This window comes from Frigoribacterium sp. VKM Ac-2530 (genome assembly GCF_015350835.1).
Taxonomy (GTDB): domain Bacteria; phylum Actinomycetota; class Actinomycetes; order Actinomycetales; family Microbacteriaceae; genus Frigoribacterium.
Window position 1 is genome coordinate 1,163,184 of sequence record NZ_JADKSE010000001.1, and the last position, 21,486, is coordinate 1,184,669.

General features: G+C 72.9%; 18 protein-coding genes, 1 tRNA gene and 1 other RNA gene. 7 read left to right on the plus strand and 13 right to left on the minus strand.

The genetic code is table 11. The features are described 5' to 3' along the window. Position 1: 1 nt before the first annotated feature. Positions 2 to 2,476: a DNA polymerase III subunit gamma and tau gene (locus ITJ48_RS05450; protein WP_194612722.1), complete on the minus strand. Its 2,475-nt coding sequence runs from the start codon at positions 2,474 to 2,476 to the stop codon at positions 2 to 4. Between the two features lie 226 nt (positions 2,477 to 2,702). Between ITJ48_RS05450 and ITJ48_RS05455 the strand changes: the two genes are divergently transcribed. Together ITJ48_RS05455 and ITJ48_RS05460 are read left to right on the plus strand one after the other, a co-directional pair. Next, on the plus strand, positions 2,703 to 3,323 hold the full coding sequence (locus ITJ48_RS05455; RefSeq protein WP_194612723.1) for a TasA family protein: 621 nt from the start codon (positions 2,703 to 2,705) through the stop codon (positions 3,321 to 3,323). A gap of 172 nt (positions 3,324 to 3,495) precedes the next feature. Then, the gene (locus tag ITJ48_RS05460) at positions 3,496 to 4,611 is read left to right on the plus strand and encodes a signal peptidase I (RefSeq protein WP_194612724.1); all 1,116 of its coding nucleotides are present in this window, start codon (positions 3,496 to 3,498) and stop codon (positions 4,609 to 4,611) included. Positions 4,612 to 4,907: 296 nt separating this feature from the next. Here the strand turns inward: ITJ48_RS05460 and ffs are convergent. Beyond that, positions 4,908 to 5,004, minus strand: an RNA gene (gene ffs / locus ITJ48_RS05465) — signal recognition particle sRNA small type. 54 nt (positions 5,005 to 5,058) lie between these two features. On the opposite strand from ffs, the gene ITJ48_RS05470 reads away from it, so the two are divergent. Then, positions 5,059 to 5,739 (plus strand): SDR family oxidoreductase, encoded by a 681-nt coding sequence (locus ITJ48_RS05470; RefSeq protein ID WP_194612725.1) that lies wholly within the window; start codon positions 5,059 to 5,061, stop codon positions 5,737 to 5,739. Positions 5,740 to 5,853: 114 nt separating this feature from the next. On the opposite strand, the gene ITJ48_RS05475 is transcribed toward ITJ48_RS05470, so the two are convergent. The 4 genes from ITJ48_RS05475 to ITJ48_RS05490 form a co-directional block, all read right to left on the minus strand. Next, positions 5,854 to 7,047, minus strand: a complete 1,194-nt coding sequence (locus ITJ48_RS05475) for an acetate kinase (protein ID WP_194612726.1) — start codon at positions 7,045 to 7,047, stop codon at positions 5,854 to 5,856. Beyond that, positions 7,044 to 9,191, minus strand: a complete 2,148-nt coding sequence (pta, locus tag ITJ48_RS05480; protein ID WP_194612727.1) for a phosphate acetyltransferase — start codon at positions 9,189 to 9,191, stop codon at positions 7,044 to 7,046. The genes ITJ48_RS05475 and pta overlap by 4 nt, the downstream gene beginning before the upstream one ends. A gap of 43 nt (positions 9,192 to 9,234) precedes the next feature. Next, positions 9,235 to 10,674, minus strand: coding sequence for an amino acid permease (locus ITJ48_RS05485; protein ID WP_194612728.1), 1,440 nt, complete (start codon positions 10,672 to 10,674; stop codon positions 9,235 to 9,237). A 127-nt stretch (positions 10,675 to 10,801) separates the two neighbouring features. Continuing rightward, positions 10,802 to 11,020: a hypothetical protein gene (locus tag ITJ48_RS05490; protein ID WP_192169332.1), complete on the minus strand. Its 219-nt coding sequence runs from the start codon at positions 11,018 to 11,020 to the stop codon at positions 10,802 to 10,804. A 113-nt stretch (positions 11,021 to 11,133) separates the two neighbouring features. On the opposite strand from ITJ48_RS05490, the gene ITJ48_RS05495 reads away from it, so the two are divergent. Beyond that, on the plus strand, positions 11,134 to 11,640 hold the full coding sequence (locus ITJ48_RS05495) for a GNAT family N-acetyltransferase (protein WP_192042139.1): 507 nt from the start codon (positions 11,134 to 11,136) through the stop codon (positions 11,638 to 11,640). A gap of 218 nt (positions 11,641 to 11,858) precedes the next feature. On the opposite strand, the gene ITJ48_RS05500 is transcribed toward ITJ48_RS05495, so the two are convergent. Beyond that, a tRNA-Ser gene (locus ITJ48_RS05500) sits at positions 11,859 to 11,943 on the minus strand. A 146-nt stretch (positions 11,944 to 12,089) separates the two neighbouring features. Here ITJ48_RS05500 and ITJ48_RS05505 point away from each other — a divergent pair. Then, on the plus strand, positions 12,090 to 12,461 hold the full coding sequence (locus tag ITJ48_RS05505) for an RNA-binding S4 domain-containing protein (protein ID WP_194612729.1): 372 nt from the start codon (positions 12,090 to 12,092) through the stop codon (positions 12,459 to 12,461). Between the two features lie 180 nt (positions 12,462 to 12,641). After that, positions 12,642 to 13,265, plus strand: coding sequence for a hypothetical protein (locus tag ITJ48_RS05510; protein WP_194612730.1), 624 nt, complete (start codon positions 12,642 to 12,644; stop codon positions 13,263 to 13,265). Positions 13,266 to 13,329: 64 nt separating this feature from the next. Here the strand turns inward: ITJ48_RS05510 and ITJ48_RS05515 are convergent, their stop codons facing one another. From ITJ48_RS05515 to ITJ48_RS05525, 3 genes are all read right to left on the minus strand, one after another. Then, positions 13,330 to 15,303: a helicase HerA-like domain-containing protein gene (locus ITJ48_RS05515; RefSeq protein WP_194612731.1), complete on the minus strand. Its 1,974-nt coding sequence runs from the start codon at positions 15,301 to 15,303 to the stop codon at positions 13,330 to 13,332. A gap of 9 nt (positions 15,304 to 15,312) precedes the next feature. Next, positions 15,313 to 16,032 carry a phosphatase PAP2 family protein gene (locus ITJ48_RS05520; RefSeq protein WP_194612732.1) on the minus strand — a complete coding sequence of 240 codons (720 nt, stop codon included), beginning with the start codon at positions 16,030 to 16,032 and terminating at the stop codon, positions 15,313 to 15,315. Positions 16,033 to 16,119: 87 nt separating this feature from the next. Further along, a complete protein-coding gene (locus ITJ48_RS05525; RefSeq protein WP_370544782.1) occupies positions 16,120 to 17,349 on the minus strand; it encodes a multidrug effflux MFS transporter in 1,230 nt (409 codons plus the stop codon). A 300-nt stretch (positions 17,350 to 17,649) separates the two neighbouring features. On the opposite strand from ITJ48_RS05525, the gene ITJ48_RS05530 reads away from it, so the two are divergent. Beyond that, on the plus strand, positions 17,650 to 18,219 hold the full coding sequence (locus tag ITJ48_RS05530) for a TetR/AcrR family transcriptional regulator (RefSeq protein ID WP_194612733.1): 570 nt from the start codon (positions 17,650 to 17,652) through the stop codon (positions 18,217 to 18,219). A 19-nt stretch (positions 18,220 to 18,238) separates the two neighbouring features. On the opposite strand, the gene ITJ48_RS05535 is transcribed toward ITJ48_RS05530, so the two are convergent. The 3 genes from ITJ48_RS05535 to mmsB form a co-directional block, all read right to left on the minus strand. Next, positions 18,239 to 18,820 carry an MOSC domain-containing protein gene (locus ITJ48_RS05535; RefSeq protein WP_370544783.1) on the minus strand — a complete coding sequence of 194 codons (582 nt, stop codon included), beginning with the start codon at positions 18,818 to 18,820 and terminating at the stop codon, positions 18,239 to 18,241. Between the two features lie 91 nt (positions 18,821 to 18,911). After that, positions 18,912 to 20,009, minus strand: a complete 1,098-nt coding sequence (locus tag ITJ48_RS05540) for a sugar-binding protein (protein ID WP_194612734.1) — start codon at positions 20,007 to 20,009, stop codon at positions 18,912 to 18,914. A 101-nt stretch (positions 20,010 to 20,110) separates the two neighbouring features. Next, positions 20,111 to 21,484, minus strand: coding sequence for a multiple monosaccharide ABC transporter permease (gene mmsB / locus ITJ48_RS05545; protein ID WP_370544851.1), 1,374 nt, complete (start codon positions 21,482 to 21,484; stop codon positions 20,111 to 20,113). Positions 21,485 to 21,486: the final 2 nt, after the last annotated feature.

Genomic DNA, 21,486 nt, shown 5'->3' on the forward strand with positions numbered 1-21,486 from the left:
ACTACTCGCTTCTCTGAGGCGTGACGCGGGGAGCGATCGTCTCTTCTTCGATGAACTGGGCGCCGAGGATCTCGCGGACGACGGCCTCGCCGTAGCGCGACCCGGCCGGGATGCCCCGTCGGGGGTCACCCGCGGCGGCGCGGCGCTGGCTCGCGCTCGGGCCCTGCGCCGGCGAGGGTGCCGAGGCAGGTGCTGCGGCAGCGGCCGACGCCGTCGCCGGTGCGGCCGGGGCCGCGTCGGAGGGCGGCGGCGTCGCGTCGACCGTGGGGGCGCCGCCGGGCGGCTCCTCCGTGATGAACTCGGGCTCGTCGGGCTCGGGCGGGGGCGTCTGCGGGATCGTCGCGACGTCCCAGCCGGTGACGGGGCCGGTCGGCCGCGCCTCGGGCTGCGCAGGCCGCGATGCCGGGCGCGACTCCCGGGGGGCAGGGGCGGCCGTGGAGGGGGTCGACACAGGCGCCGGGGCCGGAGCCGGAGCGGATGCGGGCGCTGCCTGCGGCTCGGGGGCCAGGGCGGACGAGGTCGCCCTGTCGTCCGGGACGACCGGCCCCGGCTCGTCGCGGGCCGGGGCCGGCTCGGTCGGAGCCACGGCCGCGGCGGCCGCCGGGGCCGGGCCGTCGGCCGGGCCCTCCACCCGGGCGATGTACTTGACCCGGACGCCGAGCACCTGCTGGATCGCGCGGCGGAGGTACTCGCTGACGCCCTCACCGGCGCCCTGGGGCTTCTTGAACTCGTCGACGTCGTGCGAGCTGGGGAACGCAAGGGTGAGCACCTCGTCGGCGTAGCCCTGCACGGAGGCGGTGACCACGACCATCCACGCGGTGCGACGCGCCTTCTCGACGGCCTCGACGATCTCGGGCCAGGCGTCACGCATCTGCTGCAGCGAGACCGGGCCGACGGGAGAGGCGGAGCCGTCGGAGCCCGTACCGGCACCGGGCGGGACGGCTCCCTCGACCGCAGGCGTCTGCGCCCAGGCGGCCGAGTGCGCGGCCGTGGGCGTCGCCGGCTCGGTCGCGGGCGACTCGGCGGCGGCCGGACCGTCGGCGGCGGCTGGACCGTCGGAGGCGGCCGGGGACACGTCAGGGCCATCAGCAGCGGGCGTGCTCGGCACGTCGGGGGCGACGGCGCCCCAGGCCGCCGAGGCCGCGGCGGGGTCCGACGACGTCGCCGCCGGGCCGGCGGCCGTCGTCTGCGAGGCGGACGACCCGCCGCCCGCCTGCTGACCCGCGGCACCTGCCCCTCGGGCCGGGGCAGCCGACGCGGCCACGGCCGCCTGCACGGGGCGTGCAGGGTGGGCTGAGTCGCCCGCGGCGCCGTCGACGCCGACGCGGCGCTCCAGCCGCTCGACACGGGCCAGCGCGCCCCGGGTCGTCTCGTCGGCCTCGGGCACGAGCACCCGGGCGATCATCAGCTCGAGGTGGAGGCGCGGCGACGTGGCGCCCGTCATGTCGGTCAGGGCCCGGTTCACCACGTCGGCCGAGCGCGAGAGCTCGGCGGCGCCGAAGGCGTGCGACTGCTGCACGAGCCGGTCGAGCTCTTCCGGCGTGACGCCGCGCAGCACGGCGGAGGCGCCCTCGACGGTCGCGCCGACCACGATGAGGTCGCGGAGCCGTTCGAGCAGGTCCTCGACGAAGCGCCTCGGGTCCTGGCCCGTCTGGACGACCCGGTCGACGGCCGCGAAGGCGGCCGCGCCGTCGCGCTGCCCCAGGGCGACCACGACGTCGTCGAGGAGGGCTGCGTGCGTGTAGCCGAGCAGGGCGACGGCGCGCTCGTACTCGATGCCGCCGCTCTCGCTGCCGGCCATGAGCTGGTCGAGCAGCGAGAGGGTGTCGCGCACCGACCCGCCGCCGGCCCGGACCACGAGGGGCAGGACGCCGGGGGCGGCGGCGACGCCCTCGCTCTCGGCGAGCTGCTGGACGTACTCGAGCATCTGCGCGGGCGGGACCAGCCGGAACGGGTAGTGGTGGGTGCGCGACCGGATCGTGCCGATCACCTTGTCGGGCTCGGTCGTCGCGAAGATGAACTTGACGTGCTCCGGCGGCTCTTCGACGACCTTCAGCAGCGCGTTGAAGCCCTGCGGCGTGACCATGTGGGCCTCGTCGAGGATGAAGATCTTGAACCGGTCGCGCGCCGGGGCGAACACGGCGCGGTCGCGGATGTCGCGAGCGTCGTCGACGCCGTTGTGGCTGGCGGCGTCGATCTCGATGACGTCGAGCGAGCCGCCCCCGTCGCGCGCGAGCTCGACGCACGAGTCGCAGACGCCGCACGGCGTGTCGGTGGGGCCCTGGGCGCAGTTGAGGCAGCGCGCCAGGATGCGGGCCGACGTCGTCTTGCCGCAGCCCCGGGGGCCGCTGAACAGGTAGGCGTGGTTGACGCGGTCGGCGCGCAGCGCCGTGCGGAGCGGATCGGTCACCTGCGACTGTCCGATCAGCTCGGCGAAGTTCTCTGGCCGGTAACGGCGATACAGGGCTGTGACCACGGGACAAGAGTAGTCGGGGCCACCGACGTCCGCGCCGGGAGGGGGTGGTCTCGGCCCCCCATCGGGGGTGGGTGCGACCCCTGGCGCGAGCCGCGCCTCCTTGGTATCTTCGACCCACCGGACGAGCCTCACCAGCTCGTGCCGAACCGCCTCACCAGCGGAGACGCACCGGCCGCGACCCACCCTCGCGGCAGACCGGTCAGGATCAGGATCAGGAGACACCCGCATGTCTGCAGCCACGGCGTCCTCACGCGCCCACCGCCTCTCCGTCTCGGGCAAGGTCAGGGCGGTCCTCGCCCTCGGCACCGTGCTCGGGCTCGGGACCGTCGCGACCCTCGCGGCGTTCACCGACAGCGTCACCGCGACCAGCAGCTTCAGCACGGGCACCGTCGACCTCAAGCTGAACGACCAGGACGTCACGACGGCCCTCACCGGCCTGGCGATGACCACCGCGAAGCCGGGCGACTCGACGTACTCGCTGCTCACCGTGCGGAACGGCGGCAACCTGCCCTTCAACTACGCCTACACGACGGTCGCCGGCGGCACGGACGCCGCCCTGCTCGGGCCGGTGCTGAACTTCGGCGTCTCGAGCCTCGGCACGGGCACCTACAGCGTCGGCACTCCTCCGACGTGCAGCTCGGCGACGTTCGCCGCGGCCCCCGCGACCGTGGTCACGGCGAGCACGACGAAGCTCAGCGCCGGACCGGCGACGGCGGCCGCCCGGCCCCTGGCGGTCAACCAGGTCGAGTACCTCTGCGTCCGCGCCGAGGTGGCCGCCGACGCCCCCAACGGGGTGCAGGGCAAGACCGTGACCGCCACCATGACGGTGACCGCCACCCAGCAGTAGCTGCCCCGCAGCTCCTCCCAGCCCCCGCCTCCCAGGGCGGGCGTCCCGAGGCCCCCGCCACCCGTGGCGGACGCGGCCCGGACACGGGAACGGCGGAGTCCGGCGTCGGGTGCCCGACTCCGCCGTTCCCCTCACGATCCACCTGCCCGACGCACGACGAGGGGAGCCACGCATGGCGTCCTCCCCCGGACGCGCGCGGCACGACCGGCCGCCGGTCGACCACGCCCGCCGCAACGCCCGGGCGCGGTTCTTCGCCCGCGAGGTCGTGCTGTGGGCCGGGGCCCTCACCGGCGTGGTCTGCCTCACGGCCGCGGCCCTCGCCGTCTTCGCCGGCGTCACCCCTCTCATCTTCCGGTCCGGCTCCATGTCCCCGGACATCCCCACCGGCGCGCTCGCGCTCGCGCGGACGGTGCCCGCGGCGGAGGTGGCCGTCGGCGACGTCGTGAGCGTCCCCCGCGCGGACGGCGTCCGCGTCACCCACCGCGTGGTCGAGACGGACGACGCGGGCGGCGCCTCCCGGTCCCTCGTCCTCAAGGGCGACGCGAACCCGGTGACCGACCCCGACCCCGTCGTCGTCGCGGAGGCCGACCGCGTCTTCTGGTCGACCCCGCGCCTCGGCGAGTGGGTCGACCAGGCGCTGGCCCCCGGCTGGGTGTTCGTCGTCGGCACGCTCTTCGGCATGCTCGCCATGATCGGCTTCCGTCGCCCGCGTGCGGAGGACCTGGCCGCGACCGCCCCCGAGCCGGGACCCGCCGACGACGGTCGAGCCGAGGAGGCGAGTGCCGGTCACGAGGACGGGCCACGCCACGCGGCCGGTCGGCACCGCACCTCCGGCACAGCCGGCACAGCCGTCGTCTCGACCGTCGTCGTGCTCGCCCTCGCCGCCGCCCTGACGGCCGTTCCCCCCGAGCCCACCCTCGCCGCCTTCGCCGACAGAGCGACCGCCAGCGCCACGGCCAGCACGGGGACCCTGGTCGGTGCGTCGACGATCGGGTGCAACGGCGGTGGCCTCCTCGGCGCCCCCGTGCTGACATGGGACGTCCCCAATCCGCTACCCGCGGGTGCAGCCGAGCCGACGTCATGGAACGTGTACCGGATCGGCGTCACGTCGCCGGTCGACACGGTCACGACGAAGAGCTACCAGGTACCCGCGGAGATCCTCGGCATCAGCAGCGCCACCTACCGTGTGCAGGGGACGGCCGGCACAGCACCGTGGGTGTCGCCGCTCTCGGCGACCAAGACCGTGAACTTCGGCCTCCTGGGCGTCACCTGCAGCACAGCGTCCTGACCCGTCGCCGCCGTGACCACGCCGCACCCCGGCGCCGAGCGGTCAGCGGCGCGCGGTCTCGATGAGGTGACCGGCTGATCCCGTCCGCACCAGGCACGAGGCCGCGCCGAAGCGCCGCAGGGGCGGCGGCGACCGTCTCGGGAACGTGACCGGCTGGTCCCGTCGCCACCAGGCGTGAGGCCACGCCGAAGCGCCGCGGGGGCAGCGGCGCGCCGTCTCGGGAAGGTGACCGGCTGGTCCCGTCCGCACCAGGCAGGACGCCGCGCCGAAGCGCCGCAGGGGCGGCGGCGCGCAAAAGGAAAGACCCCTCACGCACCCGCCAGAGCCCGGTTGCCCTTGCTGCGTTTCCGCCCTGGGGGAGTTGGCCTGGATGGCGCCACGTGAGGAGCCTCGAGAAGTTTAGCGGCTCCTGGGTGGTCTGCGCGACACGGGGTGTTCCCTGGATGCATGAGAATCGTCATCGCCGGAGGACACGGCAAGATCGCCCAGCTCCTCGAACGCCGACTCGCCGACGCCGGGCACGACCCGGTGGGCATCGTCCGCAACCCCGACCACACGTCCGACCTCGAGACTGCGGGTGCCCGTGCGCTCGTCCTCGACCTGGAGCAGACCGACGTCGAGACCCTCGCGGGCCACCTCGACGGTGCCGACGCCGTGGTGTTCGCGGCCGGCGGCGGGGGCGGCAGCGGTGCGGAGCGCAAGCTCACCATCGACCGTGACGGCGCGATCCTGCTCGCCGACGCGGCGGAGAAGGCGGGCGTCGCCCGCTACGTGATGGTGTCGGCCATCGGCACGGACGACTTCGACCCCGAGAAGGCCCAGCTGCCCGCCGAGGACGACGACGCGGTCTACCAGGTGTACATGCGCGCGAAGAGCGAGGCCGACGCCGACCTGCGCGCGCGTGACGGCCTCGACTGGACCGTCGTGCGCCCCGGCGGCCTCACCGACAACCCGGGCACCGGACAGGTCACGGTGGGCCAGTCCGTCGAGCGCGGCACGGTCTCCCGCGCCGACGTGGCGGAGGTGATCGCCACCGCGATCATCGAGGGCACGGCGGTGAAGACACAGTTCGAGCTCGTCTCGGGCGAGACCCCGGTCTCGGACGCGCTCGCCACGATCAAGTACTGAGGTCGACGCAGGGGGCTGCCCCTCCGGCGACGAGAGAGGCCCCGGAGGCGCGACGTGCGCCTCCGGGGCCTCTCTCGTCGTCCGGCACGGAGACCGTGATCGCCGGCGCCGGGCTCAGCGGAGCGCGGCGGCCTGCCGGGCGATCTCGAGTTCCTCGTTCGTGGGGACGACGAGCACGTCGACGGACGCTCCCTCGGGCGAGATGCGTCGGGCGTCGCGCGAGGCCAGCTCGTTGCGGTCGTCGTCGACCCGGATGCCGAAGAAGTCGAGCCCGGCCAGCGTGCGGCGCCGCAGCAGCGCGTTGTTCTCGCCGACCCCCGCGGTGAAGACGACCGCGTCGAGGCCGCCGAGCTGCGCGACGTAGGCGCCGACGTAGTGGCGGATGCGGTGGCGGTAGACGGCCAGCGCCGACTCGGACACGGCGTCGCCGCGCGAGGCGCTGTCCTGCACGTCGCGCATGTCGCCGCTGCCGGTGAGGCCGAGCAGGCCGCTGCCCTTGTTGAGCAGGGTCTCGAGCTCGTCGAAGTCGAGGCCCGCCTCGCGGTGCAGGTGGAAGACGGCTGCCGGGTCGATGTCGCCGGACCGCGTGCCCATGACGAGCCCCTCGAGGGGCGTCATGCCCATGCTCGTCTCGATCGAGCGGCCGCCGTCGATCGCCGCGGCGGAGGCGCCGTTGCCGAGGTGGAGGACGATGATCTTGAGCTCGGCCAGCGGGCGGTCGAGGAACTCGGCGGTCTTCTCGGACACGTACTTGTGCGAGGTGCCGTGGAAGCCGAACCGGCGCACGTGGTGCTTCTCGGCCAGCTCTGCGTCGATCGCGTAGGTGTACGCGGCAGGGGCCAGCGTCTGGTGGAACGCCGTGTCGAACACCGCCACGTGGGGCACGTCGGCGAACGCCTCCTTCGCGGCCTTGATGCCCTGCAGGTTCGCGGGATTGTGGAGCGGCGCCAGCGCGGAGAGGCGATCGATGGCCTTCTCCACCTCGTCGGTGACGAGGGTGGCCCGGTCGAAGTCCACTCCCCCGTGCACGACCCGGTGGCCGACGGCCGTCGGCGGGTGCTCGTCGAAGGAGGGGCCCTGCGCGGCGAAGGCGGCCATCATCGCCTCGAAGCCGGCCGCGTGGTCGGCGATCGGCTGCGAGTCGTTGCTGCTCTCGGCACCCGTCAGGTGGTTGCGGTGCCGGGTCTGGCCCACCGCCTCCCCGATCCGCTCGACCAGCCCCGACGCGAGCGTCGTCTCGTCGTCCAGCTCGATCAGCTGGTACTTGAACGACGACGAGCCGGAGTTGACGACGAGCACTGCGCTCACGGGGTGTTCCCTTCGGTGGTGGTGGAGGTCTCGGCGGCGGCGGCCTCGGTGCCTGCCTGGATGGCGGTGATGGCCACGGTGTTGACGATGTCGCCCACGAGCGCGCCGCGCGAGAGGTCGTTGATCGGCTTGCGGAGGCCCTGCAGGATGGGCCCGATCGCGACCGCTCCCGCGCTCCGCTGCACGGCCTTGTACGTGTTGTTGCCCGTGTTCAGGTCGGGGAAGATGAACACGGTCGCCCGGCCCGCGACCGCGGAGTCGGGCATCTTCGCGGCGGCCACGACCGGGTCGGCCGCGGCGTCGTACTGGATTGGTCCCTCGACGAGCAGGTCGGGGCGGCGCTCGCGCACCAGCGCCGTCGCGGCGCGGACCTTCTCGACGTCGGCGCCCGAGCCGCTGTCGCCCGTGCTGTAGCTGAGCATGGCCACGCGGGGCTCGATGCCGAACTGCACGGCGGTCTCGGCCGACGAGATCGCGATGTCGGCGAGCTGCTCGGCGGTCGGGTCGGGGATGACGGCGCAGTCGCCGTAGACCAGCACCCGGTCGGCGAGCGCCATGAGGAACACGCTCGAGACGACGCCGACGCCCGGCACCGTCTTGATCACCTCGAACGCGGGACGGATGGTGTGGGCCGTCGTGTGCGCCGCGCCCGAGACCATGCCGTCGGCGAGGCCGAGCTTGACCATCATCGTGCCGAAGTACGAGACGTCGGTGACCGTGTCCATCGCCATGCTCGCGGAGATGCCCTTGTGCGCCCGCAGCTTCGCGTACTCGGCGGCGAACTGCACCTGCAGGCTGGCGTCGAAGGGGTCGAGCACGCGGGCGTCGGCCAGGTCGAGGCCGAGCTCGGCGCCGCGTGCCCGGATGACGGTCTCGTCGCCGAGGAGCGTGAGATCGGCCACGCCGCGCTGCAGCAGGGTCGACGCCGCACGGAGGATGCGGTCGTCACCGCCCTCGGGCAGCACGATGTGCTTCTTCACGCTGCGCGCCCGCTCGAGCAGCTGGTGCTCGAACATCAGGGGCGTGACGACCCCCGACGGGCTGACCTCGAGCAGCCGCAGCAGCTCGGCCCCGTCGACGTGCGTCTCGAACAGCGAGAGGGCGAGGTCGTACTTGCGGGGCGAGTCGGCGGCGAGACGCCCGCGGGTCTGGGTGATGGCGAGCGCCGTGTCGTAGGTGCCGAGCTCGTTGTGGGCGATCGGCAGCGTGCTGCCGAGTCCCTCGACGAGCCGGTCGACCTGGGGCGCCAGGGCGAAGCCGCCGTTCAGCACGACGGCCGCGAGCGAGGGGAACGTCTCGGACGCGTGAGCGAGCACCGTCGCCACCAGCACGTCCGACCTGTCCCCCGGCACGACGACGACGGCGCCCTCGATCAGGCGGGGCAGCACGTTCTCCATCGACATGGCGGCGACGACGACGCCCTCGACCTCGCGGTCGAGCAGGGCCTCGTCGCCGCGCACGAAGGTCGAGCCGGTCGCCTCGAGCACGGCGCGCACGGTGGGGGCCACGAGGAGGCGGTCCTCCGGCAGCGCCCAGACGGGCACGGCACCCGAGGGGCTCGCCGCCAGCGCCTGGCCGATGCCCCGGACGACGTCGTCGAGGTGGTCGGGCTCGACCCGGTTCGCGACGACGGCGAGCAGGCTGGCGTGCTCGTTGCGCAGCTCGGCCGTCGTGACCTCGGCCACCTGGCGCATGTCCGCGCCGGTACGCGGGGTCGTGCCGTCGGCGGCGCTGCGGCCGCCGAGGACGAGCAGCACGGGGGCGCCGAGGTTGGCGGCCACCCGGGCGTTGAACGACAGCTCGGTGGGGCTGCCGACGTCGGTGTAGTCGGAGCCGATCACGACGACCGCGTCGCACTGCCGCTCGACGGCGGAGAACCGGCTGACGATGGCGGCGAGCGCCGCGTCGGGGTCGCGGTGCACGTCGTCGTAGGTGACGCCGACGCACTCCTCGTAGTCGAGGTCGACGCTGTCGTGGGCGAGCAGCAGCTCCAGGACGTAGTCGCGCTCGCGCGTCGACCGCGCCACGGGACGGAACACCCCCACCCGGCCGACCTCGTGGCTCAGGGTGTCGAGGACGCCGAGGGCGATCGTCGACTTGCCGGTGTGGCCTTCTGCGGACGTGATGTAGATGCGGGTGGACACGTCGCCCAGCCTACGTCCGGCGGGCTCGGAGGCGCCGGGGAGGTCAGCGCGGCAGGCGTGGGCTGTCCGGGTCCAGCAGCGAGTGCTTCCTGCCGTAGCCGAAGTAGAGGGCGAGGCCGACGACCAGCCAGATGCCGAAGCGCAGCCAGGTCTCCCAGTGCAGCTGCGAGATGAGGAACCCGCTCGCCAGCACCCCGAAGGCCGGGACGAAGGGCATGAACGGCAGGCGGAACGTGCGCGGCTCGTCGGGCTTCCGGTAGCGGAACACGATGACCGCGACGCAGACGACGACGAACGCGGCGAGGATGCCGATGTTCGTCAGGTCGGCGACGGCGCGGATGGGGAACACCCCGGCGAGCAGCGCTGAGGCGATGCCGGCGATCCACGTCACTCGCTGCGGGACGCCCTTGCGGTCGGTGCGCGCGAACCAGCCGGGCAGCAGGCCGTCGCGGCTCATCGAGAACCAGACGCGCGTGACGCCGAGCAGGAACGTCAGCATGACGGTGAGGATCGAGATGACGGCGAACACCGAGATGATCGTCGCCACCACCGGCAGGCCCACGCTGCTGAACGCCGAGGCGAAGCCCGCGGCCGGGTCGATCTCGCGGTAGTCCTGCATGCCGGTGAGCACCAGGGTCGCGGCGACGTAGAGGATCATCGCGATGATCAGCGACAGGATGATCGCCTTCGGCATGTGCTTCTTGCCGTCGACGCTCTCCTCGGCCGCGGTGCTCATCGCGTCGTAGCCGAAGACGGCGAAGAAGACGGTCGCGGCCCCGGTGAAGACCGGGCCGAAGCCGTTCGGCACGAAGGGCGAGAAGTTCTCGGCGCTCAGGTGGAACAGGCCGATGCCGATGATGAACAGCACGAGCAGCACCTTGATGCCGACGGCGACGATCTCGAAGCGGCCGAACGCCTTCGAGCCCCGGCTGAGGATGAAGGTGACGACCAGGCAGACGACGATCGCCGGCAGGTTGACGACGCCGCCCTGCCCCGCGTCGGGCGTCGAGGCGATCGCGTCGGGGAGGTGCAGCCCGAGCCCCGAGAGGAACGCGTCGAAGTACCCCGAGATGCCGATCGCGACAACGGCCACGATCGCGACGTACTCGAGCAGCAGGTCCCAGCCGATGAACCAGCCGATGATCTCGCCGAGGGCGACGTAGCCGTAGGTGTAGGCGGAGCCGGCCCGCGGGATCATCCCGGCGAACTCGGCGTAGGAGAGGGCTGCCGCGGCGCTCGCGAGGCCGGCGATCAGGAACGAGAACAGCACGGCCGGGCCGACGCCCGGGTTCGCGTCGTCGCCGTGGGCGACGAGCCCCGCCAGGGAGAAGATGCCGACGCCGATGATGCCGCCGACGCCGATGGCCGTCAGCTGCCACAGGCCCAGGCTCTTGAAGAGGCCGGTGCCCCCGGTCTCGTCCTCGATCTGCTGCACGGGCTTCTTGCGGAGCACCGAGCGGGATCCGTCACGTCGTGTGGTCACGAGCGCCTCCTGTGCGCACGCCGTCGTGCGCGGTCTGCTGTCGAGGCGCGGGCGCGCCGTGGCGATATGTTACGCCCGCGGCGGCCTTCGGTGGGACCTGGTCATCCGGTCCCCGTGGCTCGACGACTCAGGAGTAGTCGTGCTGCGCGACGCCGAGCGAGCGGTACACCGCGTTGCCCTCGGTCGAGGTGTCGGGGTCGAGCTCCCAGTTGACGTCGTCGCCGCCGTCGGCCGCGGGACGGACGAGGCTCTTCTGCGGCTGGCCGCCGATCGACTCGAGCTGCTCGGTGCGGGCCTCCTGGCCGTCGTCGCCGAGGAAGGACGCGGTGTAGGTGTCGTCAGTCATGACCAGAACCTACGCGGGCGTCCTCGGGTCGGTCCGGCGCCTCCGACGGTTCACAGGGTCGGTCCGCACGCGCCCGGGTCCTCGCAGGGCTCGGCCCCTCCTATGATCGTGCCGTGATCATCCGCCCTGCCGCCGAGTCCGACCTGCCGGGGGTCCTCGAGATCCACGCCGACGCCGTCGCCCGCTCGACCGCCATCTGGACCGACGTGGAGCCCGACCTGCAGGGCCGCCGCGACTGGCTCGCCGCCCACAGCCGCCCGGGCACGGCCGCGATCGTCGCCGTCGAGGGCGACCTCGTCGTCGGGTACGCGAGCTTCGGCCCGTTCCACGCCAAGGACGGCTACCGCCACACGGTCGAGAACAGCGTCTACGTGCGCGAGGGGCACCAGGGGGCCGGCATCGGCCGCAGCCTGCTGGAGGCGCTGGTCGCCGGGGCCGCGGAGGCCGGTCACCACGTCATGGTCGCCCTCGTCGAGGCCGGCAACGAGGGCTCGGTGCGCCTGCACCGGTCGCTCGGCTTCGAGGACGCGGGGCTGCTGCGCGAGGTCGGCGTGAAGTTCGGCCGCTGGCTCGACCTGCGGTACATGACCCTGATGCTGGACGGCACCGCCGCCTCCTAGGCCCGTCCCGCCCGCGGACGCGTCGGGACCCTCGGAACCCGCGCACACCCTCGAGCGCGCGCCCGGGTGCGCGCGGGTCCGAGGGGTGCCAACGGCCGCCTACAGACACGAACGCACTACCGGCCCTCCCGGAGGGGAGGGCCTTTCTCGTGTCGCCCGCAGGGCGAACCAGAGGAGGACGAGCGATGGCCCTCCCGAAGGGGAGGGCCATCGCGACGCGGAGGATAGGGGATTCGAACCCCTGAGGGCTTGCACCCAACACGCTTTCCAAGCGTGCGCCATAGGCCACTAGGCGAATCCTCCAGGGCGAGCGACAGCATCACTGGCGCACGACCTCGTCCATGGTAGCGGACCGCACGGGGTCCTGCGGACGCACCGACGACGGGCGGCGGACCGAAGAGGCGGCGGCGGGCACGCGGCGCGCGGCCGGCCCGACGTAGCATCGTCGGATGGACTCCCCCGCCTCCGCCCGCGTCGACAGCTGGCTGTGGGCGGTCCGCGTCTACAAGACGCGCTCGGCGGCGACGGCGGGCTGCCGCGCCGGGCACGTCCGGGTGAACGGCGAGCGGGTCAAGGCGTCGCAGTCGGTCCGGCCCGGCGACGAGGTCCGGGTGCGCGTGGCCGGGTTCGACCGGATCCTCGTGGTCCGCACCTGCCTCGTGAAGCGGGTCGGCGCCTCCGTCGCCGCTGAGGCGATGAACGACCTGACGCCCCCTCCTCCCCCGCGCGAGGAGACCGCCGTGGTGGCGGTCCGGGACAGGGGTGCCGGTCGGCCGACGAAGCGCGAACGCCGCGACCTCGAGAAGCTGCGCGACCGCTGACGCGGCAGTCGGGCACACACCGGCCACCGACGCCGGGAGGACGCCGCGCCGCGCTTTCGCGGACCGGACAGAGCGGTCCGGCCCGTGGGGCGCCTCCCTTATGATCGGTGCCACGGCAGGCCGTCGGGAGACGGCCGTCCTCTCTGAGGGGGGAGGCAGCCGACGGCCGAGGGGGCTGACATGGTGACTGGCGTCGCGCGCGACGACTTCGAGGTGATCGCCGTGCCCCGGCGCACGATCGCCCGGACAGCCGTGCTCACCGCCGTCTTCAGCCTCGTGCCCGTGCTCGGCGCCCTGCTCTGGCTGACCTGGCCGACGGGCCGGTGGCCGGCCGTGCTGTGGGTCGCCGACGTCGCGGTCGTCGTGGGGCTCCTCATGTACTGGCGCTTCCGGGTCTCCTACGCCGGCGTCAGCTCGACCGAGTTCTTCAAGCGCGGCTGGCTGCCGGGCAGCGTGCGGCTCCCCCGCGACGCCGTCGCGACCGTCCTCGTCGCGCGCACCTACCGCGGCGCCTCGACGGAGACCCTGCCGCAGCTGATCGCCCTCGGCCACGACGGCGAGGTCCTCTTCCGCATGCGGGGCGGCTACTGGCCCGACGAGGCGATCACCGCCGTCACCGATGCGCTCGGCAGCGCCGTGACGACCGTCTCGCGGCCGATGTCGGGTGCCGAGTTCTACCGCACCTGGCCCGAGAGCCGATCGTGGTACGAGGGTCGCCGGTGGCTCAGCACCACGCTCGTCGTGGTCGCCTTCGCCGTCGCGACGGGCCTGCTGGCGCTCGTCTGGCAGGCCTTCACGGGCTGAGCGCTCCCTCCTCGCGGCAGCGCTCCGGGACCGTCGCGCTGCCGAGGACCGCGCCCCGCCGGGCTCAGCGCCGGCGCAGGGTCCCGAAGATCCCCTTGACGACCTCGCGCACGATCGTCTTGCCCGCGCTCGAGCCGAGCACGTCGCCGAGCACGCCGCCGGCGCCGCCGCCGCCCGCACGCCCCCGCCCCGATGACGAACCCGAGGAGGAGCGGGTCGAGCCACCAGCCCGCCGCGCCCTCGTCGACGCGGCGGCCCGCTCGGCCTTCTCGAACTCGCGCTGCTGTCGCTCGTACTCGGCCTGGGCGGCCCTCCGCTCCTTCTCGGCCGCCTTGAGGGCTGCGGCGTCGTGCTTCTCCCGGGCCGCCGCCTCCTTCGCCTGGAGCACGAGGGCCTCGTCGCGCGCGGTCGCCTCGTCGAGCTCGCGACGACGCAGCGCGGCGGCCTCGAGCTTGCGGGCCAGCATCTCGCGCGCGGAGTCGCGGTCGACCGGCGTGCCGTAGACGGGCCAGAGCGGCGAGGCAGCCACCTGGGCGGCCATCTCGTCGGCCGGCAACGGCGACATGGAACCCTGGGGCGCCCGGACCCGCGTCCACGCGACCGGGCTGGGCGCGCCCTTCTCGTTCATCACGGTGACGACCGCCTCCCCCGTTCCCAGGCTGGTCAGCACGGCCCCGAGGTCGTAGTCGCTCGTCGGGTAGGTCGAGACGGTGGCCCGCAGCGCCTTGGCGTCGTCGGGCGTGAAGGCCCGCAGCTGGTGCTGGATCCGTGAGCCGAGCTGCGCGAGGACGTCGCCGGGCACGTCCTTCGGGGTCTGCGTGACGAAGACGATGCCGACGCCCTTCGACCGGATCAGCCGCACGGTGCGCGTCACCTGGTCGAGGAACGCGTCCGAGGCACCCGAGAAGAGCAGATGGGCCTCGTCGAAGAAGAACACGAGCTTCGGCCGGTCGAGGTCGCCCACCTCGGGGAGGTCGTTGTACAGGTCGGCCAGCAGCCACATCAGGAACGTCGAGAACAACGCCGGCCGGTCGTGGACGCCGGGCAGCTCGAGCAGGCTGACGACGCCGCGACCGTCGGCCGCGGTGCGGAGGAACACGGCCGTGTCGATCTCGGGCTCGCCGAAGAAGGCGTCGGCGCCCTGGTCGGCGAAGGTGATCAGCTCGCGCAGCACCACCCCGACGGTCGCCTTGCTGAGGCCGCCGAGCTCGGCGAGCTCGGCCTTGCCGTCGTCGCTCGTCAAGTAGGTGAGCACGCTGCGCAGGTCGGCGAGGTCGAGCAGCGGCAGCCCCGCCTGCTCGGCGTAGTGGAAGACGAGGCCGAGGCTCGACTCCTGCGTGTCGTTCAGGCCGAGCACCTTGCTGAGGAGGATCGGCCCGAAGCCGCTCACCGTCGCCCGCACCGGGACGCCCGGGCCGCCGTCGCCGAGCGAGAAGAACTCGGCCGGGGCCGCGAGGGGCGTCCAGTCCTGGCCGATGCCGCGGGTGCGCGCGAGCAGCTTCTCGCTCGACTCGCCGGGGGCGGCGAGGCCGGAGAGGTCGCCCTTCACGTCGGCCGCGAAGACGGGCACGCCCGCCGCGGACAGCTGCTCGGCGAGCACCTGCAGCGTCTTCGTCTTGCCCGTGCCCGTCGCGCCCGCGATCAGGCCGTGCCGGTTCAGCATGCCGAGCGGGATCCGCACGGGGACGTCGGCGAGCGCGTCGCCGTTGACGAGCGAGCCGATCTCGAGGGCCGGGCCCTCGGTGGCGTAGCCGGCCCGCACCGCGTCGACGGCACCGGACGAGAGCGGACTCGAGGAGGCGGTCGTCACATCGGCGGGACGGGCGTCGTCGACCGGATCGGTCGCCCCTGCCCCCGGCGCTGCCGCTGCTGCCGGTGCGTCCCGCTCGGCTTCGCCCGCCTCCTGCGCCGCCGCCTCGGCCTCGGCCGCGAGCTGCTCGGCCCGCGCCAGCGCCGCCTCCGCGTCGCGCTTCGCCTGCTCGGCGGCGGCGACCGCCGCGGCGGCCTCCGCCCTGGCCTGGTCGAGGGGGTCGGTCATGGGGTCAGCCTAGGCACCCGCACCGACGCGCGTCTGCCACGCCCAGCCGCGGCCCCTGACCCGCTCCTGCTCGTCGAGCAGCCGGTGGGCGACCGGGGCCCAGAGGACGACCGCGACGCCGGCGCCGATCAGCAGTCCGCCGATCGTGTCGGTCAGCCAGTGCGCCCCGAGGTACGTGCGGCTGAGCAGCATCAGCACGGTCCAGACGACGCCGGCCGCCCAGACCCAGACACGGCGGAGCACGACGCCGAGCACGAAGGCGAGGGTCGCCGCGTTGGCGGTGTGGCCCGACGGGAACGAGCCGTAGTCGCTCACCACGAGGATCTCGGTCGGCCGCGCCCGCCCGAAGGTGTGCTTGATCACCTGGACGACACCGGCGCTCAGGGCGCAGGCGCAGATCCAGTACAGCGCCGCCCACGGGCGCCGCCGGAGCAGGAAGACCACGGCGACGCCGATCGGCACGACGAAGACGCCGATCAGCCCTGCCCCGACCGTGTCGAAGACGAGGGCCGGGGCGATCCAGAAGTCGCTGCGGTGCTCGACGAGCTCGTTCATGAACCGTTCGTCGATGCCGAGACGCCCCGCCCTCGCCGTCACGACCACGCCGATCAGCAGCACGATCCCGATCGCGCCGAGCGCGCTGAAGACCCACCACCGGCGCTGCACGCGACGCGCGACGGTCGCCTCCCGCGGGGTGGCCGGCTTGGGGGCGAGGGGCGAGGTGTCCATCCGCCGACAGTACCGACGGAGGTGCCGCGCGGCCCGGCCGGGTCGGCCGGCGCCTCCTGGGGCTGCTCCGCGCCTCCTCGGCCCGGCCTAGTGCGCGAGCGCCGGGACGCTGCGTGGCCGCACCAGCAGCCACAGGCTGAGGATCGCCACCGCCGAGGTGACCATCATCACGCTGCCCATCGGCACGGCGGTGTCGATCCCGAGGAACCCGACGACCGGCGAGATGATGCCGGCGAGGCCGAAGTTGAGGGCCCCGAGCAGGGACGCCGCCGTGCCGGCCTCGGCACCGTGGTTCGCGAGGCCCAGCACCTGCACCTGCGGGAACGTGAAGCCGCACGCCGCGATGAAGAACCAGAGCGGCACGAGGATGCCGAGCAGCCCCACGTGCAGCGAGTCGAGCAGCACGATCAGCCCGGCGCTGACGATCAGCACGGTCGTCGACCCCGCGAGGATGTACGCCGGGGGAACCCGACGGGCGAGACGCGAGCTGACCTGGACGCCGACGACGATGCCGAGCGAGTTGACCGCGAAGAGGTAGCCGTACTGCTGGGCGTCGAGGCCGTAGACGTCCTGGAAGAGGAACGACGAGGCCGACAGGTACGTGAAGAGGCCCGAGAAGACCATGGCGCCGATCAGCGCGACGCCGACGAAGACGCGGTCGCTGAAGAGCGCCTTGTAGCGCTGCCGGAGGGTCGTGTGGCCGGCGCCGTGGCGGGCCGACTCGGGCAGGGTCTCGACGATGAGGAAGATCGCCGCGAGCAGGATGAGCACGCCGTAGGCGACGAGGAACCAGAAGATGCCGCGCCAGTCGGTGAACCGGAGCAGCTGCGAGCCGACGACCGGGGCGAGCACGGGCGCGAGGCCGGTGACGAGCGCGAGGCGGGACAGCATGCGCACGAGCGGCAGGCCGCCGAACAGGTCGCGCACGGTCGCCATGGCGACGACGCCGCCGGCCGCGGCGCCCATGCCCTGCAGGACGCGGAAGACCGCGAGCCACGTGATGTCGGGTGCGGCGGCGGCACCGATGCTGGCGCCGATGTGGACGGCGGTGGCCACGATGAGGGGCAGGCGGCGACCGACCTTGTCGCTCCAGGGGCCGACGAGCAGCTGCCCGACCCCGAAGCCGATCGTCGTCGCCGTGAGGGTGAGCTGCACGAGGCCCGCGGTGACGCCCAGGTCGTCCTCGAGCGACGGGAAGGCCGGCAGGTAGAGGTCGATCGTGAGCGGGCCGAGCGCGGTCAGCGCGCCCAGGACGATCACGTAGACGAGCCTCTGGCGGCGGGTCAGGGCGTCACCGGGGTGGACGACGATGCTCACGGGGGTGTCCTCACGACAGGGCCGGCCAGGCGCGCTCGAATCGGTTCGATCCGACACCGTGCGACCTGGACGTGGTGGTGGGTGGGAGGGGTGACGCTGCGCACGGACGACGGGCGTGGTCGACATCGATCGTAGCCCCGCCTCGGCCCCGCCGACAGGGCCTCCGTCCCGGCCTCCGCCTCGCGACGGAGTCCGACTTCGCGACACGGCGTCGCCGAGGCCGACGGCTGTCGAGCACCACTAGGATCGGCTCAGCCGGGGCCCCCGCCGCGGCCACGGCACGACATCCAGGAGGCCTCCATGGTCGACGCCCGCATCGTCCAGACGACCAAGGCGCTGCACGGCGCCATCGTCGAGCTCGCGTCGAAGCAGCCCGTGTCGACCATCACGGTGGCCGACGTCACGCGGGCCGCAGGGATCAACCGTGCGACGTTCTACAGCCACGCGACGTCGCCGGGCGGCCTGCTGACCGACGTCATCACGCCGGAGCTCGACCAGATCCGGCTCGACGACCAGGCCGCCCGCGCGGCCTCGTCCGGTGCCGACGGCGCGGAGTTCACCAGCCGGGCCATCGAGCGCGTCGTCGACCACGTCGTCCGCTACCGCGACATGTACCGGCTCGCGCTGCCCGACGCGCTGGACGCGTCGATCCACCAGGCGCTCGCCGGCCACTTCGAGACCTCGTCCCTGCAGCACATCGAGCGGCTCCCCGAGGGCTCGCTGCCCGAGGGGCTGTCGGTCCACATCGCCGCCGGCTGGTTCGCCCACGCCCTCGTCGGGGCCATCGAGGCCTGGCTGCGGGGCAAGCGCACCAGCCGCAAGGCGCTGCTCGACACGATGGCCGCCATGACGCCGTCCTGGTGGCAGTGACCGCCGCCTCCTCGCGCGGCTAGGAAGCGCGCAGGCCTGGCCGGTCTCGCGGGTCTCTCGGGTCGATCTCGACCAGGGCAGGGCCGAGCCGCAGCACGCCGTCCGTCAGCGGCTCGCAGCGCATCCCGCCGAGCCCCCGCATGGCCCGGAACGCTCCGGGAGCGAGCACGTGGTCCATCCAGGCGCACGGGTTCGCCGGCCGGTTCACGCGCAGAAGGACCGGGCCGTCGCCGGTGTCGAGACTGATCGTGCGTCCCCGCAGCGCGTCGACGTCGAGACCGCGCGTGACGACGTTGCGCCGGGTGGCGGCCGCGTCGAGCGGCTCGTCGAGGCCGAGGAGGCGCGCGACCGTCTCGAGGGACTCGGCCGCGAACAGCGTCACCGACGCGCCCCGGTGCGCGGGCTTCGCGAAGTAGCGGTCGCCGACGATCCCGAGGCCGGCGCGGAGCTCGATGCTCTCGTGCAGCTCGGGCCCGGCCGGAGGCGGCTCGGGCCCGTCGGCGGGGCGGCCGACGTAGCGGGAGCGGGGCGACGCGAGCAGCAGCTCGATCGTGACCGGGTGCGGGGTCGCGACCGTCGCCTCCTCGTCCCCTGCCGTCACGGCACCACCGTACTGGTCGGGAACGGCGAGAGCCGACCGCCCCGGTGCAGGGCGATCGGCTCTCGTGGTGGTGCGGGTGGTGCGGGTGGTGCTACTTCGTCAGCGGGCCCAGGGTGGGGTCGTTGGCGTACGCCTCAGCGGCGTTCTCCTTGGTGACGATCTGCGGGGGCAGCAGGAACGCGGGCACGATCTTCGAGCCGTTGTCGTACGACTCGTCGTCGTTCGTCTCGGCCTTGTCGCCCTCGGACAGCGAGGTCACCATGTCGATGGCCTGCGTGACCAGCGCGCGGGTGTCCTTGTTGATGGTGGAGTACTGCACGCCCTCCATGATCGACTTCACCGACTCGACCTCGGAGTCCTGACCGGTGACGACCGGGACGTCCTTGCCGGCGCCCTGCACCGAGGTGATGATGGCGCGGGCCAGGGTGTCGTTGGGGCTCAGGACGCCGTCGAGCTCCTTGTCCGTGTAGGTGCTGGTGAGCAGCGAGTCCATGCGGCGCTGGGCGTTCTCGGCCTTCCAGCCGTCGGTCGCCGTCTGCTTGATGTCGGTCTGGCCGGAGGCGACGACGACGGTGCCGTCGTCGATGGCCGGCTGCAGGACGCTCATCGCGCCGTCGAAGAAGACCTTCGAGTTGGCGTCGTCGGACGAGCCGGAGAACAGCTCGACGTTGTACGGGCCCTCGGGCTTCTTGGCCGCCATGCCGTCGAGCAGGGCCTGGCCCTGGAGCTCGCCGACCTTGAAGTTGTCGTAGGCGACGTAGTAGTCGACGTCCTCGGTGTTGAGGATGAGGCGGTCGTAGGCGATGACGACGGCGCCGGCGTCGTGCGCGGCCTTGACCTGGGTGCCGAGCTGAGCACCGTCGGCCGCGCCGATGATGATCACCTTCGCGCCCTTGGTCACCATCGACTGGATCTCTTCCTGCTGGTTCGCGACGGTGCCGGAGGCGGCCGCGTACTGCACGTCGGGCTTGAAGCCCGCCTCGGTGAGGCCGTCGGTGAACAGGTCGCCGGCGAGGACCCAGTTCTCGCTGGTCTTCGCGGGCAGGGCCACGCCGATGGTCGAGCCCTGCTCGAAGCCGGAGGCCGCGTCAGACGCACCGGGGTCGGTGCGAGCCGAGTTCGAGCAGCCGCTCAGGATCAGCGTCGTTGCTGCGGCGACCGCCATGGTCGCCAGCGCGATTTTGCGCATGCTGTGTCTACTTTCTTGTAGGGGGGTTGCAGGTGTGGGAACTGGTGCTCCCGGGGAATGCGAGCCCGGCCGTCGGTGGACGGGCACGCGGCGGTGCGGGTCTAGTTGGGCGTGGTCGACTTGGGTCGCTGCACGTCGGTCAGGTCGCCGTTCGGGTGCACGGCGCCGGCGGGGGCGTCGGTCGTCGAGCCGACGCCGGACTGGCGGCCGGCGGTCGAGGTCTCGACCGACGCGGCAGGTGCGGCGATGCCGTCCTTGTCGCGACGGAGGCCGCGGGTCAGGAAGCCCGTGATGGACGGTCGGCCCTGGCTCTTGTTGTAGACGTCGACGGCCACGGCGATCAGCAGCACGAGGCCCTTGATCATCTGCACCTTGTCCGAGCCGACGCCCATGAGCTGCAGGCCGTTGTTCAGCACGGCGATCACGAAACCACCGACGATCGAGCCCGTCACGGTCCCGATGCCGCCGGCGACGGCCGCGCCGCCGATGAAGACGGAGGCGATCGCGTCGAGCTCCCAGTTCAGGCCGTCCTGGGGGCCGGAGGCGCCGGCCCGGGCGACGTAGATCATGCCCGCCAGCGCGGCCAGGATCGACATGTTCATCATCACGAAGAAGTTGACGCGCTTCGCATTGACGCCCGACAGCTCGGCGGCGTGGGCGTTGCCGCCGACCGCGTAGATGTGGCGGCCGAAGATCGTGTTCTGCGTCACGAAGCCGTAGACCAGCACGAGCACGCCGAGGATGATGCCCGAGATCGGGAACGAGGTGCCGGGGCGGCCGCCGCCGAACAGGGTCGCGGCGTAGATGATGATCGCGACGAGCACGGCGACCTTGACGAGGCTGACCCACACGGGCGCCATGTCGGAGCCCATGGTGCGCTGCACCCGGCGGAGGCGGAACTCGCGCCAGACCACGACCGCGGCCAGCAGGACGCCGAGCAGCAGGGTCGAGTTGTTGTAGCCCGTGTTCGGGCCCCACTCGGGCAGGTAGCCGGCGCCGATGACGGTGAAGCCCTCGGGCACGGGCAGCGTGTCGGCGTTGCCGACGAACTGGTTCGCGCCGCGGAAGAGCAGCATGCCGGCCAGCGTCACGATGAAGGCGGGCACGCCGACGTAGGCGACCCAGAAGCCCTGCCAGGCGCCGATGGCCGCGCCGACGACGAGGCCGAAGACGATGGCGACGGGCCAGGGGAAGTTCCAGCTCGTCATCGACGTCGCGACCATGATCCCCGAGAACGCGGCGACCGAGCCGACCGAGAGGTCGATGTGGCCGGCGACGATGACCATGACCATGCCGATGGCGAGGATCAGGATGTACGAGTACTGGCTGACCAGGGCGATCAGGTTGGTCGGGTTCAGCGTGAGCCCGCCCGTGAGGATCTGGAAGATCAGGATGGCCACGACGAGCGTCGCGATCATGCCGAACTGCCGGGCGTTCGACGTGTTGCCGCCGAACACCTTCTTCAGGTCCTTGATTC

Excerpts from the sequence above, each read along its gene's own strand:
- ITJ48_RS05490 (WP_192169332.1), bottom strand. The coding sequence starts at position 11,020 with ATGACTGACGACACCTACACCGCGTCCTTCCTCGGCGACGACGGCCAG.
- ITJ48_RS05515 (WP_194612731.1), bottom strand. The coding sequence starts at position 15,303 with ATGACCGACCCCCTCGACCAGGCCAGGGCGGAGGCCGCCGCGGCGGTC.
- ITJ48_RS05505 (WP_194612729.1), top strand. The coding sequence starts at position 12,090 with ATGGACTCCCCCGCCTCCGCCCGCGTCGACAGCTGGCTGTGGGCGGTC.
- ITJ48_RS05540 (WP_194612734.1), bottom strand. The coding sequence starts at position 20,009 with ATGCGCAAAATCGCGCTGGCGACCATGGCGGTCGCCGCAGCAACGACG.
- ITJ48_RS05520 (WP_194612732.1), bottom strand. The coding sequence starts at position 16,032 with ATGGACACCTCGCCCCTCGCCCCCAAGCCGGCCACCCCGCGGGAGGCG.
- ITJ48_RS05470 (WP_194612725.1), top strand. The coding sequence starts at position 5,059 with ATGAGAATCGTCATCGCCGGAGGACACGGCAAGATCGCCCAGCTCCTC.
- ITJ48_RS05455 (WP_194612723.1), top strand. The coding sequence starts at position 2,703 with ATGTCTGCAGCCACGGCGTCCTCACGCGCCCACCGCCTCTCCGTCTCG.
- ITJ48_RS05460 (WP_194612724.1), top strand. The coding sequence starts at position 3,496 with ATGGCGTCCTCCCCCGGACGCGCGCGGCACGACCGGCCGCCGGTCGAC.
- ITJ48_RS05530 (WP_194612733.1), top strand. The coding sequence starts at position 17,650 with ATGGTCGACGCCCGCATCGTCCAGACGACCAAGGCGCTGCACGGCGCC.
- ITJ48_RS05510 (WP_194612730.1), top strand. The coding sequence starts at position 12,642 with ATGGTGACTGGCGTCGCGCGCGACGACTTCGAGGTGATCGCCGTGCCC.